Source organism: Kitasatospora sp. NPDC056327 (genome assembly GCF_042261735.1).
GTDB lineage: Bacteria > Actinomycetota > Actinomycetes > Streptomycetales > Streptomycetaceae > Kitasatospora.
Genome location: NZ_JBHJRC010000220.1, coordinates 1 through 13947, shown reverse-complemented (window position 1 = coordinate 13947; position 13947 = coordinate 1). Strand labels below are relative to the sequence as shown.

At 75.0% G+C, this 13947-nt stretch carries 13 protein-coding genes; 5 read left to right on the top strand and 8 right to left on the bottom strand.

Annotation, left to right across the window (positions count from 1 at the left end; all coding sequences use genetic code 11):
• Positions 1–68 precede the first annotated feature (68 nt).
• The 4 genes from ACFCX4_RS26475 to ACFCX4_RS26460 form a co-directional block, all read right to left on the bottom strand.
• On the bottom strand, positions 69–1448 hold the full coding sequence (locus tag ACFCX4_RS26475; protein WP_376147195.1) for a peptidoglycan-binding protein: 1380 nt from the start codon (positions 1446–1448) through the stop codon (positions 69–71).
• 224 nt (positions 1449–1672) lie between these two features.
• Complete coding sequence (locus tag ACFCX4_RS26470; RefSeq protein WP_376147192.1) at positions 1673–2665, bottom strand: pyridoxamine 5'-phosphate oxidase family protein; 993 nt, start codon at positions 2663–2665, stop codon at positions 1673–1675.
• A 47-nt stretch (positions 2666–2712) separates the two neighbouring features.
• A complete protein-coding gene (locus tag ACFCX4_RS26465) occupies positions 2713–3180 on the bottom strand; it encodes a VOC family protein (RefSeq protein ID WP_376147189.1) in 468 nt (155 codons plus the stop codon).
• Positions 3181–3380: 200 nt separating this feature from the next.
• Positions 3381–4403, bottom strand: a complete 1023-nt coding sequence (locus ACFCX4_RS26460; RefSeq protein WP_376147186.1) for a hypothetical protein — start codon at positions 4401–4403, stop codon at positions 3381–3383.
• A gap of 306 nt (positions 4404–4709) precedes the next feature.
• Between ACFCX4_RS26460 and ACFCX4_RS26455 the strand changes: the two genes are divergently transcribed.
• Positions 4710–5276 (top strand): CGNR zinc finger domain-containing protein, encoded by a 567-nt coding sequence (locus ACFCX4_RS26455; protein ID WP_376147183.1) that lies wholly within the window; start codon positions 4710–4712, stop codon positions 5274–5276.
• Positions 5277–5324: 48 nt separating this feature from the next.
• Here the strand turns inward: ACFCX4_RS26455 and ACFCX4_RS26450 are convergent, their stop codons facing one another.
• From ACFCX4_RS26450 to ACFCX4_RS26440, 3 genes are all read right to left on the bottom strand, one after another.
• On the bottom strand, positions 5325–6827 hold the full coding sequence (locus ACFCX4_RS26450) for an FAD-dependent monooxygenase (RefSeq protein WP_376147180.1): 1503 nt from the start codon (positions 6825–6827) through the stop codon (positions 5325–5327).
• 167 nt (positions 6828–6994) lie between these two features.
• Positions 6995–8695 (bottom strand): phenylacetic acid degradation protein PaaN, encoded by a 1701-nt coding sequence (gene paaN / locus ACFCX4_RS26445; RefSeq protein ID WP_376147177.1) that lies wholly within the window; start codon positions 8693–8695, stop codon positions 6995–6997.
• A 163-nt stretch (positions 8696–8858) separates the two neighbouring features.
• Positions 8859–10127 carry a glycosyltransferase family 39 protein gene (locus tag ACFCX4_RS26440; RefSeq protein WP_376147174.1) on the bottom strand — a complete coding sequence of 423 codons (1269 nt, stop codon included), beginning with the start codon at positions 10125–10127 and terminating at the stop codon, positions 8859–8861.
• A 125-nt stretch (positions 10128–10252) separates the two neighbouring features.
• On the opposite strand from ACFCX4_RS26440, the gene ACFCX4_RS26435 reads away from it, so the two are divergent.
• The gene (locus ACFCX4_RS26435; RefSeq protein WP_376147171.1) at positions 10253–10837 is read left to right on the top strand and encodes a TetR/AcrR family transcriptional regulator; all 585 of its coding nucleotides are present in this window, start codon (positions 10253–10255) and stop codon (positions 10835–10837) included.
• Here ACFCX4_RS26435 and ACFCX4_RS26430 read toward each other — a convergent pair.
• Positions 10834–11316 (bottom strand): Lrp/AsnC family transcriptional regulator, encoded by a 483-nt coding sequence (locus ACFCX4_RS26430; protein ID WP_376147169.1) that lies wholly within the window; start codon positions 11314–11316, stop codon positions 10834–10836. The genes ACFCX4_RS26435 and ACFCX4_RS26430 overlap by 4 nt on opposite strands.
• A 163-nt stretch (positions 11317–11479) precedes the next feature.
• On the opposite strand from ACFCX4_RS26430, the gene ACFCX4_RS26425 reads away from it, so the two are divergent.
• The 3 genes from ACFCX4_RS26425 to ACFCX4_RS26415 all read left to right on the top strand — a co-directional run.
• Positions 11480–12622: a thiamine pyrophosphate-dependent dehydrogenase E1 component subunit alpha gene (locus tag ACFCX4_RS26425; RefSeq protein WP_376147166.1), complete on the top strand. Its 1143-nt coding sequence runs from the start codon at positions 11480–11482 to the stop codon at positions 12620–12622.
• A complete protein-coding gene (locus tag ACFCX4_RS26420) occupies positions 12619–13620 on the top strand; it encodes an alpha-ketoacid dehydrogenase subunit beta (protein WP_376147163.1) in 1002 nt (333 codons plus the stop codon). The genes ACFCX4_RS26425 and ACFCX4_RS26420 overlap by 4 nt, the downstream gene beginning before the upstream one ends.
• The coding region (locus ACFCX4_RS26415) for a biotin/lipoyl-containing protein (protein WP_376147160.1) at positions 13620–13947 on the top strand (328 nt) is incomplete at its 3' end. The genes ACFCX4_RS26420 and ACFCX4_RS26415, both read left to right, overlap by 1 nt.

Below are 13947 nucleotides of genomic sequence, written 5' to 3'. Positions count from 1 at the left end.
CGGCGCACCGGTGTGAACCGGCCGCCGGGCGGGCGCCGACGGGGGCGGGTGCGCCGACCCCGGGCGGGTCAGGAGAACAGCCGCTTCCAGGTGTCCGGTCCGGGGTAGCCGTCGGCCTCGGCGCCGCGCCAGCCCTGGGCCTCCTGGAAGGCCTGCACGTTGCGCCGGTCGGCCTCCGTCCAGCGCGGACCGGGTCCGGTGGTGTAGTACCGCCCGAAGCCCTTGCGGACCAGCTGCTCGCCGAGCTGCCGGACCCAGTCGTTGGCGGCGCCCGGGGCGAACCTGTCGGCGCCCGGGAAGGCCGGTGCGCCGGTGCCGCCGGTGGCCGGCGGCTGCACCGGCGGGGGCGGCAGCGGGGTGCCGCCGTCGATGTTCCGGCCCTTGCCGTTGACCAGGAGGTCCCAGGTGGCCCGGCCCGGGATGCCGTCCGCCTCGCTGCCGCGCCAGCCCTGGGCGAGCTGGAACGCCTCGGTGGCCCGCCGGTCGGCCTCGCCCCAGCGCGGGCCGGGGCCCTGGGTGTAGAACTGGCCGCCGCCGCGCTGGACCAGCATCTGGCCGAGCCTGGTGACGTACGCGTTGTCGGCGCCCGGACCGAACCTGTCGGCGCCCGGGAAGGCGGTCGAGGCGGTGCCGTCGCTGCTGCCGCCCCCGGTGCTCCCGCCGCCGTTGCCGCCGGTGGAGAGGCCCTTGTAGCGGTACGGGACGTAGGAGGCCGAGTTGTTCCAGTAGGCGTACGGGGTGGACCGCTTGAGGGTGGCCGGGGCGGTCTGCTCGTACGCGGTGTAGTGGGTGCGGGCGGAGTCGGCCCAGCCGCCGAAGATCGTGACGTGCGAACCCGACTGCGGGCTGGCCGGGTTGTTGTAGACCAGGATGTCTCCGGGTTGGAGGTCGTCCCTGGAGATCCGCTCGGCGACGTCCGGCAGGGTCCAGGTGGTCTGGCTGCTGCCGAGCCCCCAGGCCATCGAGACGAAGCCGGAGCAGTCCTGGCGGTAGCCGTCCGACCAGTAGCGGCTCATGCTGTACGGGACCTTCTGGTCGACCCAGCGCTGGGCCCGCTCGATGATCCGGGCCCGGGTGGTCGCCGGGGTGGCGATCCGCGGGGCGGCGAAGGAGCGGGCGGAGGCGGAGCCGCCGAACAGGCCGCTGACCTCCCCCTGCGGCGTGCCGGCCCGGGGGCTGGCCGGGCCGCCCGGGGTGGGGGTCGGGGCCGGCGCCGCGGCGGCGGTGGCCGCGCCGGCCGCGCCGCCGCCCAGCGCGGTGCCGACGGCGGCCATCAGCACGGCGGCCCGGCGGCGGACGCTGCGGGCCGCGGCGTGCCCGCCCTCGTGCACCGGCGCGGCGTGCAGCCGGGCGCGGCGCCGGGCGTTGCAGCCCCCGCATATGCAGTCGTCGCCGGGTTCGACGTCGTCGAACTCCAGCAGCGGGGACAGTTGGTCGGTTCGGGGCATACTCCGCCTCTTTCTCCTGGTGGGGGACGGTGCGGGGGCGGGCCGTGAACGGCCCGACAGCACGGTCCTTCCCAGGGCGACAGCGCGTGTTATCGGGACCAAAGTCCCAAAGCGGACGCCTGGTCGGCGCGGTGGATTGCTCCGTCCGGGTGACAACCGTTCGGCGCCCGGGCGTGGCGCGGGTCGGGCGAAAGAGGTAGTGCGGGCACGGAACTGCTGCTCGGTCAGGCTGTCCGGGCGTCAGTGCGACCGGTTCCGGACGGGTCGTCGGACCGGCCCCGGGGCGCCGCCGGCCGGTGCCCGGCCACCGCTGGGCCGGCCACTGGATCCTGGGGTTCCGCCCAGGTCAGCGGGGTCGCGTCGGCCAGTTCGACGACGCCGGTGACGGTCAGGTCGACCACCCGCTCCGCTCCCGGCAGGCCGGCCGCGGCGGGATCGGACCAGTCGGTCCGGGCCTCGCCGGTGACCAGCAGCGCGCCGCCGGTCTCCCAGTCCGGCAGGAGCAGTCCGGCCCGGGGGTCCAGCTCCAGGTTCCCCAGGGTCATGAACATGCTGTTGCCCGGGTAGTCGGGCCAGCGCAGCCGGTCCGGGCCGAGCACCCGGAGGAATCCGGGCGGGCCGCCGCGGTGCGAGGCGTCCATCCGGCCGTCGGGGCCGGTGGTGGCGACGAAGAAGGTGTCGGCGGTGGCCGCCGTCAGCTGCTGGGCGGTGCTCAGCGCGCCGCCGGCCGCGACCCGGCGGGGGAGGCCGGCGCCCGGCCGGTCCGCCGGGTCGCGGCGCCGGATGTACTTCGGGCAGTTGGCGTAGACCTGCTCCGCGGTGATCACCAGGCCGCCCCGGCCGTCCGGTACGGAGCGGCCGTTGACCCGCATGCGGCGCCGGCCGGCCGGGTCCAGGGCGATGGTGCCGATCTCGGCGGGGCCGGCCAGGGCGGCCGCCAGCGGGTCGTCCCCGGCCGGCCGGGCGGCCACCGTGACGGTCCGTTCGCCGGCCGCCCGCAGGAAGCCGGCCGGGCCGCTCAGCTGGGTGGCCCAGAGCCGGCCGTCGGCGTCGGCGGCGCCGGCCACCAGTACCCGCCGCCCGGTGAGGAAGCGGGCGGCCACCGCCGGGACGGTGCCGCCGACGGCGCGTCCGGAGTGGTCGGCCCGGTCGGTGCGGCCGGCCCGGGCCTGGGCGGCCCGTTCGCCGGGGTGGTAGGGCGTTCCGGTGCTGGTCACGTCTGGTTCCTCCCTCGGGCGGGTCCCTGCCGGGGCGGTCGTGCCGTCTAGAAGAAGCCGCAGGTCGGGGCGGATTCGGCGGGGGCCTCGGCGCCGGTGCCGCGGACGCCCGTCGGGGTGTAGATCTCCAGGCGGATGCCGTCCGGGTCGGTGAAGAAGATCCCGCCGGAGTCGGCGCCCTCGCCGTGCGGGACGACGCCGTCGTGGGTGAAGGCGGCGCCCAGGCCGCGCAGCAGCGCCTCGGCGGCGAGCACCTCGTCGAGCGAGTCGACCTGGAAGGCGAGGTGGTGCAGGCCGGGCGCGGCGGTGGAGAAGGCGCCCTCGCTCTGCTGCCAGAGGGTGAGGGTGGGGCGGCCGTCGCGGCCGAGGTAGGCGAACGGGTGCTCCGGCTCGCCGCCCTCCCCGACCAGCTCCAGGCCGAGGACCTGCCGGTAGAAGGCGGTGGAGCGGGCGAGGTCGGTGACGTTCAGACCCACGTGGCCGGTCTGCGGGGTGCTGCTGATGGTGCCGGACATGCCTGATCACTCCCGTGGTCAGGGCGCCCCGGGGCGCCGCTGGCTAACCGATACAGATGAAGTTAGTGGTTAGTCTGATGAGAGGTCAACCAGTACTGGCGGTGTGAAGGGTTAGATTTTCCGAATATGACTGTGCCATGACAAGAACGGGAAGGCGGCGTGCCGGAGAACGGGCGCGCGGGCGCCGGGCCGCGGTGCGGCTACTCCCACTCCCAGCGGATGCCGATGTGGCCCGGCTGCTGGTCGGGGGCGAGCACGTGGGCGCTGGCGGAGGCGCCGATCCAGAGCTGCTCGCGGCGGCGGTCGACGTCCGCCCCCGGGTCGCGGTCGTACCGCTCGCAGTGCGCCGGCACGGTCGCCGGGTCGAAGTGGACCTGGAGCACGTACTCGCGCACCGGAGTGGCGAAGCGGCGGCTGTACTCGATCGTCTCGGCGCCGCCGGACGGGATCTCCACCTCGTACTCGAAGACGGTGCTGTCACCGAGGCCCAGCGGGCGGTCGAGCATCACCTCGCCGACGATCAGCCCGGCCTCCCGGCGGCGGCGCACCCGGCCGAGCCGTCCGTGCCGCACACCGCTGATCTCCGGGCAGCCGGTCGCCTCCTCGTCCGCCTTGTGCACCACCAGGCAGCGGGTCACCCCGGCCACCGTGGCGCGCACCACCAGACGGATCCGCAGCAGGTTGCCGCGGCGCTCGGCGTCCACGTAGTACGAGTCGTGGACCGAGAGCCGCTCCAGCTCGCCGGCCGGCGGCGCGTCCAGTTCGGCGAACACCTCGGAGATGTCCTGCTCGCCCGGCCAGACGTCCTCCAGCCGCAGGTGGCTGGTGTTGGCGTTGGCCGCCCAGCGGCCGCGCGGGCGCGGCGGGCCGAGCAGCGCGGACAGCGTGGAGTGCGGGAGCCCGAGCAGCTCCTCCAGCAGGTGCACGGCGCGCAGCGAACTGGCGCGCTCGGGCTGGCTGCGTCCGCGCCGCCAGTAACTCAGCGTCGTGACACTGACCCTGACGCCCCGTTGGGCGAGTGCGGCACGGATCCGGTCGAGGCTGAGGCCACTGGCCTCGATCGCCACGTGCAGGGTGTCGGCGAAGCCGCCGGTGGGGCTCGGGCGCCCCGGGGTCGGGGCGGGCGACAGCGGTGGAGCGGGAGGCCGGGGAGCGGGCGCGGGTGTGTCCTGGCGCGGCCCGACCAGTCTGAGTCGTGCGTCCTGGGGGTGCTGTGAGGCCATGTGGTTACCTTCCCCACCGAGCGGGTTCGGCAGACCCGGTACGGCGCCGGAACGCGCCGTCAACGGCCTCGCCGAGCTGTGGGGAACCCTATGCACGGTCGAGAGGCTACGTCATCAGTCGTGCGTATGACAGTGGTCACGGTGCGTGGGCCGCCCGGTGATCGATCCTGGAACAGTACGGAAACACACCGCCCTTTCCCCGGACGGCCGGTGCGATCCGGCCGCCCCGTGGCCGGTTCCGGACAGGAACCGCGCGGACGGGGCCGGACGTAGACTCGGGAACCGTTCGCGAGCGAGGGAGTGCCGATGACGGAGCCGACCGCAGACCCCCGGGACCCCCGCCCGCTGCTCGGCGAGCCGCTCGCGCTCGACCTGCTGAACACCCGCTGGGCCGGGACCCCGGTCAACGACCTGCTCGCCGGGCCGGACGGCCTGGCGATCTGGCTCTCCTCGTCCGGGCTGACCGGGCGCTGCCCGGACGACGGGGCCGCGCTGGCGGCCCTGCTGGAGGCGCGCGAGGCGCTGGCGGCGGCCGTCCGGGCACTGGACGCGGGCCGGGAGCCGGGGCCGGCGGAACTGGCGGGGCTGGACGCGGTGCTGCGGCACGGCCGGGTCCGCCGGGAGGCCTCGGCGGCCGGTCCGGTGGACCGGGTCGAGGTGGACGGGCCGCACCGGCTGGCCGGCTGGCTGGCGGTGGACGACTTCCTGGGGCTGCTGGCCCGGGGGCCGCACCGGATCAGGAAGTGCGCCCGCGAGGCCTGCGTCCTGCACTTCTTCGACACCTCGCAGAACGGCCGCCGGCGCTGGTGCCGGATGGCGGTGTGCGGGAACCGGGCGAAGGCGGCGCGGCACTACGGGAAGGCGAGGGCGTGATCCCGGGGGGACGCCGGAGACGGCGTCCCCCCGGGCCCGGCGGCCGGGTCAGGCCTCGCCGAGCCACTCGGTGAGCGCGGCGCGCAGCTCGCCGGCGCCCGGGTCGACGGCGGCCCAGGCGGCGTGGCCGTCCGGGCGGACCAGGAGCACGGTGTCGCGCAGCTTGCCGTGCGGGTCGGCCGGGGCGGCGGTCACCAGGCGGTCCGCCCACGGGTCGGCCGCCGCCACCTCGTCATTGCTCACCAGCACGAACCTGCCCGCCCGCAGCGCCTCGTAGAGCCGCTCGGGGGCGGCCGGAGCGCCCTCGCGGGGCTGCTCCAGGGCGGTCAGCCGCAGGTCCGGGACGCGCTTGCCGACCAGCGGGTGGGCGTCCTTGGGGGCCGGGTAGGCGATGCCGATGCCGGAGACGGTGCGGGCGCCGCGCTCGACGACCGCGTCCAGGTGCCCGGCGACCGAGACCAGCGCCCCGCGCAGCGCCCGGGTGGCGGCGGACTGGGCGACGGCGAGCCGGATCATCGCGCCGGAGACGCGCAGCGCGGTCCGGCCCACCGGGTGCCGCTCGGCCTGGTAGCTGTCGAGCAGCGCGTCGGTGGCCCGGCCGCCGACGACGGCGGCGAGCTTCCAGGAGAGGTTGGCGGCGTCCTGGAGGCCGGTGTTCATGCCCAGGCCGCCCGCCGGGGAGTGGCAGTGGGCGGCGTCGCCGGCCAGCAGCACCCGCCCGGAGCGGTAGTTCGGCACCTGGCGCTCGTCGCTGTGGAAGGTGGAGCTCCAGCGGACGTCGTGCAGCCCGTAGTCCTCGCCGAGGGCGCGGCGGGCGATGCCGGCGAGCAGAGCGGGGTCCGGCACGGCGCCGTCCGCGAGGTGCTCGTTGCGGTCCCAGGCGAGGATCCGGTACCAGCCGTCGCCGAACGGCATCAGCAGGGTCAGGCCGTCGTCGTCGGCCCCGGCCGCGACGCCGTCCTCCGGCTCGCGCTCCAGCCGGACGTCCGCCAGCAGCACCGAGTCGACCACCGACTCGCCAGGGAAGGGCAGGCCGAGCAGGTCGCGGACGGTGGAGTGGACGCCGTCGGTGCCGACCGCGTAGCGGGCCCGGTGGGTCTCGGCGGCGCCGTCCCGGACGGCCTCGACGGTGACGCCCCCGGCGTCCTGGCGCAGGCCGGTCACCTCGGCGCCGCGCACGATCCGGGCGCCCGCCGCCACCGCCCGGTCGAGGAGCAGCCGCTCGGTCCGGTACTGCGGCGTCAGCAGGACGAACGGGAAGCGGGTGGGCAGGCCGCCGAACTCGATCCGGGCCCGGTCGAAGGCGCGCAGCGAGGTGACCGGGTGGCCGCCGGCGATGAGCTCGTCGGCGAGGCCGCGGGCGTCGAGGAGTTCCAGGGTGCGGGCGTGCACGGCGAAGGCCCGGGTGAGTTCGGACCCGGTGGTGCGCTTCTCCAGCACGGTGACGTCCAGCCCGGCGGCGGCGAGGTCGCCGGCCAGCAGCAGGCCGGTCGGTCCGGCGCCGACGACGAGGACGTCGGTGACGTCGGTGACGGTCTGCTTCTCGCTCATGTAATCGGCTCCCGGTGATCGAACGGCGGCTGGACGCCGTGGTGGCGCCTCCCCGCCACCATCATCGCTGCCCGGGAGCGGCGTTGTGAATCTCCGGTCCCCGGCGCGTGGCCGGGGACCGGAGCGCCGCCCCGGCGGGCGGTGCGCCGCGGGGCGGTCCGGAGCGGTCAGGCGTGTCGGCGGATCTCCACGGTGCGGAACCGGTCGGCGACGAACGCGCCGTCGCAGTAGGCGGAGTTGGCGGCCGGGTTGGCGCCGGTGCCGTGCAGGTCGGAGAAGGCGGCGGTCTGGTTGGCGTAGACCCCGCCGGTGAGGTTGAGCGAGAGCGAGACGCCGGCGTCGAGGGCGGCCCCGACCAGGGCGGCCTCGACCTCGGGCGAGGTGGTGTAGCCGGAGGCGGTCATCGCGCCCTGCGTGCGGACGGTCTCGCGCAGCAACTCGACGGCGGCGGCGGTGTTCCCGACCGCGACGGCGAAGGAGACCGGGCCGAAGCACTCGGCGCTCAGGACCGTCCGGTCGTCCGGCTTGTCGGCGTCCAGCTTGACCAGCGCGGGGGTGCGGACGGTCGCGCCGGGGAACTCCGGGTGCTCCACCGCCCGCGGGGCGAGGGCGAGTTCGCCGTACTCGCCGCCGGCGGCGGCGGCCGAGCGCCGCAGCACGCCCGGGTTGACCACGGCGCCGAGGACGGCCGTGGCGCGGGCGTCGTCGGAGAGCAGGCCCTCGATGGCGCGGGCCAGGTCGCCGACCACCTCGTCGTAGGACTTGGTGCCCTGGTCGGTGCCGATGCCGGTGCGCGGGATCAGCAGGTTCTGCGGGGTGGTGCACATCTGGCCGCTGTACAGCGAGAGCGAGAAGGCCAGGTTGTTCAGCATGCCCCGGTAGTCGTCGGTGGAGTCGACGACGACGGTGTTGACGCCGGCCTTCTCGGTGTAGACCTCGGCCTGTCCGGCGTGCTCCTCCAGCCAGTCGCCGAAGGAGGTGGAGCCGGTGTAGTCGATCAGCCTGATCTCGGGGCGCACGGCCAGCGTCGCGGCCACGGTGCCGCCCTCGTGCTCGGCGGCCAGGCAGACCGTGTTGGGGTCGAAGCCGGCCTCGGCGAGCACCTCGCGGGCGATCCGGACGGTCAGCGCCAGCGGGAGCACGGCGCGCGGGTGGGGCTTGACCAGCACCGGGTTGCCGGTGGCCAGCGAGGCGAACAGGCCGGGGAAGCCGTTCCAGGTGGGGAAGGTGTTGCAGCCGATCAGCAGCGCCAGGCCGCGCGGGACGACGGTGAACTCCTTGGTCATCACCAGCGGGTCGCGCTTGCCCTGGGGCTTGGTCCAGCCGGCGCTCCGCGGCAGCCTGGTCTGCTCGGCGTACGCGTAGGCGACGGCCTCCAGACCGCGGTCCTGGGCGTGCGGGCCGCCGGCCTGGAAGGCCATCGGGTAGGCCTGGCCGGTGGTGTGCATCACGGCGTTGGCGAACTCGTGGGAGCGGGCGTTGATCCGGGCCAGGATCTCCAGCGCGACGGCGGCGCGGGCGAGCGGCCCGGCGGCGGCCCAGGCCGGGCGGGCGGCGGTCAGCGCGGTGATCAGGGCGTCCGGGCCGGAGTGCGGGTAGCCGATGCCCAGTTCGAGGCCGTACGGGGAGGCCTCGCCGCCGACGGGGTCGCCCTCGGAGGGGTGGCCGGGGAGGTCGAACGGCCGGTTCAGCAGCGACTCGAAGGCGGCCCTGCCGTCCGCGGCGGCGCTCTCGCCGTAGGCCTTGGGGAACTCGGGGTAGGGCGACCAGTAGTCGCGCTTGGCGGCGGCGTCGAGGGCGGCCTCCAGGGTGGCCCGGTGGCGTTCGGTGAGCTCGGCGACGAGGGGGTGGGTGACCGCTGCGGACATGGTGTGCGCTCCTCAGAGGGGAGGACGGGACACGTCACAGAGTAACCGAACGATCGGTCGGCTCAAGGGGGCAAACCGGACCGGCCGGGGAAACCCGGCCGGGGGACGGCGAGGGGCGCGCCCGGGGACCGGACGCGCCCCCGCGGGGTCGTGGGGGCCGGGGTTACGGGATGCCCAGCTCGAAGATGACGTAGCTCCCGTACCAGCCGGAGGCGAGCGCCCCGGTGCCGAGCACGCCCGCCAGCACCGGCCAGCTCAGCCTGCGCATCGCCACGGCGAGCGCGATCAGCAGCGGGAAGGCCGGCAGCAGGTAGCGCGAGGTGTTGCCGAAGATGCCCAGGCTGCCGAGCACCGAGACGATGGTGGCCAGGGTGTAGGCGGTCAGCACCAGCGGCGGGCGCAGCCGGATCAGCAGCACGATCAGCACCGGCAGGCTGAGCACCAGCAGCGTGGCCAGCATGTCCGCCGTGTGGTACGCGAACGGGTAGTCGTTGCGGCCCAGCAGGATGCCGCGGACCGCGGCCCAGGTGCCCTGGCCCCAGTCGAAGTAGTGCAGCCAGGCGTTGCGCTGGAGCGTGAAGTATCCGCCCCACTCGCCCATCCGCCAGCCGACCCAGCCGACGTACCCCAGCAGTCCGACCGGGGCCAGCAGCATCGCGGCCAGCGGGCGCAGCACCCCGCTCTCCCGCCGGTACAGCTCCACCAGCGCGGCCAGGCCCACCGCCCCGATCAGCGCCGCCGAGGTGGGCCGGTTGAGGCCCGCGATCAGGGTGATCACACCGGCCGCGACCCACTGCTTGGTCATCACGCAGTAGCAGGACCAGGCGGCCAGCGCGATGAACAGCGAGTCCGAGTAGAGCGCCCACTCGGCGCCCGAACCCGGGGCGATCGCCCAGAGTCCGGCCGCGATCACGCCCGCGCGCTGCCCGGCCATCCGGTCCACCACCGCGTAGATGCCGGCGGCGGCGAACAGCGAGGCCACCACCGAGACCAGGATCCCCGCGCCGTAGAGACCGAACGGGCCGATGTCCGAGACCAGCCGCATCAGGCCGGGGTAGAGCGGGAAGAAGGCGGCCGAGTTCTGCTGGACGGTGAAGCCGGGGACGCCGTTGGGGACGGGCACCAGCGCGGGGTCGTAGCCGAACTGGGCGACCTGCTGGTACCACCAGCCGTCCCAGCTGGCCAGCACGTCCCAGGGGTTGGCGCCGCCGCCGAACCGGGGGTGCTTCTCCAGGTAGTCCCCGGAGAAGGAGAGCAGCTTCATGAAGACGGTGAAGCCGACCAGCTTCAGGACGGCGTAGCACCACACGGCGGGGCCGAAGCGCAGGACCAGGCCGCGGGCGCGTTCGCGCCAGTCGTCGGCCGGGGCGGTCGCGGTGTCGCCGTCGCGCTGCTCGGGCAGATCGGATTCGACTGCCGGTATTGCGCTCATGCGGCTACTCCACCTGCTCGGCCGTGGACGGATCGTCCGCCGAGTCTAGGGTCTGCGGCCGGGATTTGGTGTGGACCAGGGCACCCGGGCGCGGTCGTGACGGGGCGGGCGGGGATACTCGGAGGATGGCCGATCACACCACGCGTACCGCCTACACCGTGGAGTCCCTGCTCGCGGTGACCGTCGACGTCTTCAACGAGCGCGGCTACGACGGCACGTCGATGGAGGACCTGTCGCGCGCGGCCGGAATCTCCAAGTCGTCGATCTACCACCACGTGCGCGGCAAGGAGGAGCTGCTCCGGCTCGCCGTCGGGCGGGCGCTGGACGGGCTGTTCGCGATCCTGGCCGAGCCGGCCGCGGTCGACGGCCCGGCGGTGGACCGGCTGGAGCACGTCGTCCGGCGGACCGCCGAGGTGCTGCTGGCGGAGCTGCCCTACGTGACCCTGCTGCTGCGGGTGCGCGGCAACACGGCCACCGAGCAGTGGGCCCTGGAGCGCCGCCGGGACTTCGACCACGAGGTGGCCGAGCTGGTGCGGGCCGCGGTGGCGGACGGCTCGCTGCGGGCGGACGTCGAGCCGAGGCTGGCCACCCGGCTGCTCTTCGGCATGATCAACTCGATCGTGGAGTGGTACCGGCCGGGCCTGAGGGCCGCCGACGGGGTCGCGGACGCGGTGGTGCACCTGGCCTTCGACGGTCTCCGGGCCCGTTAGGGCTTGTCCTGGGGCGCGCCCCGGGGCGCCGGCTGGTCGGGCGGCACCTGGTCGGTCTCCTCGAAGACCAGCATGGTGCGGGTGCCGAGGACCTGCGGGATGGACTGGATGCGATTGAGCACCAGCTCCCGCAGGGCGTGGTTGTCGGCGGTGTGCACCAGCAGCAGGACGTCGAAGTCGCCGCCGACCAGCGCGATGTGGGCGACCCCGGGCAGGGCCAGCAGCTGCTCCCGCACGGTCCGCCAGGAGTTCTGCACGATCTTCAGGGTGATGTACGCGGACGCGCCCTGACCTGCGCGTTCGTGGTCCACCCGGGCGGTGAAGCCGCGGATGACGCCGTCCTCGACCATCCTGGAGATCCGGGCGTACGCGTTCGCCCGGGACACGTGCACCCGCTCGGCCACCGAGCGGATGGAGGCGCGACCGTCCTGCTGCAGCAGCCGCAGGATCGCCCGGTCGACCCGGTCGAGTCTGGACATCTGTTCAGCCGACATGACCCCCCACCCTCGCCGATTGGACGCACTGCCCCCAGTCGACCGCCGCCCGGGCCGATTGTCCACCACCTTCGCACGCTTCTGGTCAAGATGAACAGACGACCGAACAATCGGTAGGGAGCCCCCACTACCCCTGGAGGTGCCCGAGATGACCGTTCTCGACCACCGACACCACACGGCGGTGCCCGGCTGGCTGCCCGGGGCCACCGCCCCCCGCACCGACCCGTCGCCGCTGCTCCCGGACCCCGCTCCCGTCCGCGTCCTCGGCACGCCCGCGCTGGAGGAGTACGACCCCGCGCTGCTCCGCGAGCTGTACCGCCGCCTGGTCGTCGGCCGCCGCTACAACCAGCAGGCGACCACCCTCACCAAACAGGGCCGGCTGGCCGTCTACCCGGCCTCGACCGGGCAGGAGGCCTGCCAGGTCGCCGCCGCGCTGGTGCTCGGCGAGCACGACTGGCTGTTCCCCAGCTACCGCGACACCCTGGCCGTCGTCTCCCGCGGGGTGGACCCGCTGGAGGCGCTCACCCTGCTGCGCGGCGACGCCCACACCGGCTACGACCCGCGCGCCACCCGCACCGCCCCGCTCTGCACCCCGCTGGCCACCCAGGGCCCGCACGCCGTCGGACTGGCGCACGCCGCCCGGCTGCGCGGCGAGCCGGTGGTCGCGCTGGCGATGCTCGGCGACGGCGGCACCAGCGAGGGCGACTTCCACGAGGCGCTGAACTTCGCGGCCGTGCTGCGCGCCCCGGTGGTCTTCCTGGTGCAGAACAACGGGTACGCGATCTCCGTCCCGCTCACCGCGCAGTCCGCGGCCCCGACACTGGCCCACAAGGCCGTCGGCTACGGCATGCCCGGCCGGCTGGTGGACGGCAACGACGCCCCCGCCGTGCACACCGTGCTGGCCGAGGCGGTCGAGCGGGCCCGGACCGGCGGCGGCCCGACCCTGGTGGAGGCGCTCACCTACCGGATCGAGGCGCACACCAACGCCGACGACGCCACCCGCTACCGGACCGGGGCCGAGGTCGAGGCCTGGCGGGAGCACGACCCGGTCGTGCTGACGGAGCGGGCGCTGCGCGGCCTCGGCCTGCTGGACGACGCCCTGGTCCGGGAGGCCGCCGACGAGGCGGAGGCGCTCGCGGCCCGGATGCGCGCGGAGTTCCACGCCGATCCGGAGCTCGACCCGATGTCCCTGTTCGCCCACGTGTACGCCGAGCCGACCCCGCAGCTGCGCGAGCAGGCCGCGCGGCTGGCCGAGGAGCTGGCCGCCGAGGCCGAGGTGCAGCACCCATGACGACAGCCGTGACCCCCCGCACCGCCAGCATGGCGCAGGCGCTCAACGCGGCGCTGCGCGACGCCATGCGCGAGGACCCGGCGGTGCACGTGCTCGGCGAGGACGTCGGCGCGCTCGGCGGCGTCTTCCGGATCACCGACGGGCTGACCGCCGAGTTCGGCCCGGACCGCTGCCTGGACACCCCGCTGGCCGAGGCGGGCATCCTCGGCACCGCCGTCGGCATGGCCATGTACGGGCTGCGGCCGGTGGTGGAGATGCAGTTCGACGCCTTCGCCTACCCGGCGATGGAGCAGCTGTTCTCGCACGTCGCCAAGATGCGCAACCGCACGGCCGGCCGGCTGCCGCTGCCGATCACCGTCCGGATCCCGTACGGCGGCGGCATCGGCGGTGTCGAGCACCACAGCGACGCCTCGGAGGCCTACTACACCGCGACCCCGGGGCTGCACGTGGTCACGCCCGCCACGGTGGCCGACGCGTACGGACTGCTGCGGGCCTCGATCGCCTCGGACGACCCGGTGGTCTTCCTGGAGCCCAAGCGGATGTACTGGGGCAAGGCGGAGTTCGACCCCGCCGTCCCGGTCGAGCCGGTCGGGCGGGCCGTGCTGCGGCGGAACGGGACGTCCGCGGTGCTGATCACCTACGGGCCCTCGCTGCCGGTCTGCCTGGAGGCGGCGGAGGTCGCCCGGGCCGAGGGCCGGGACCTCGCGGTGCTGGACCTGCGCACCCTGGTGCCGTTCGACGACGAGACGGTCACGCGGGTGGTGCGCTCGCTGGGCCGGGCCGTCGTGGTGCACGAGGCGGGCGGATTCGGCGGCACCGGCGCGGAGATCGCCGCCCGGGTCACCGAGCGCTGCTTCCACCACCTGGCCGCGCCCGTGCTGCGGGTCACCGGCTTCGACATCCCGTACCCGCCGCCGATGCTGGAGCACCACCACCTGCCCGGGGTGGACCGGATCCTGGACGCGGTCGCCCGGCTCCAGTGGGAGGACCGAGGATGATGCCCGTCGTGCGCGAGTTCACCCTGCCCGACCTCGGTGAGGGGCTGACCGGGGCGGAGGTGGTGCGCTGGATGGTCGGGGTCGGCGAGGTGATCGCCGTCGACCAGCCGGTGGTGGAGGTGGAGACCGCCAAGGCGGTGGTCGAGGTGCCCTGTCCGTACGGCGGGGTGGTGACCGCGCTGTTCGGCGAGGTGGGGCAGGAGATCGCGGTCGGGGCCCCGCTGGTGACGGTCGCGGTGTCGCCGGGCGAGGGCGCGCGGCCGCTCGCGGCGGGCGCGGCTCCCGCGCCCGCCGCGGAGGTGGAACGGCCGCTGGTCGGGTACGGGG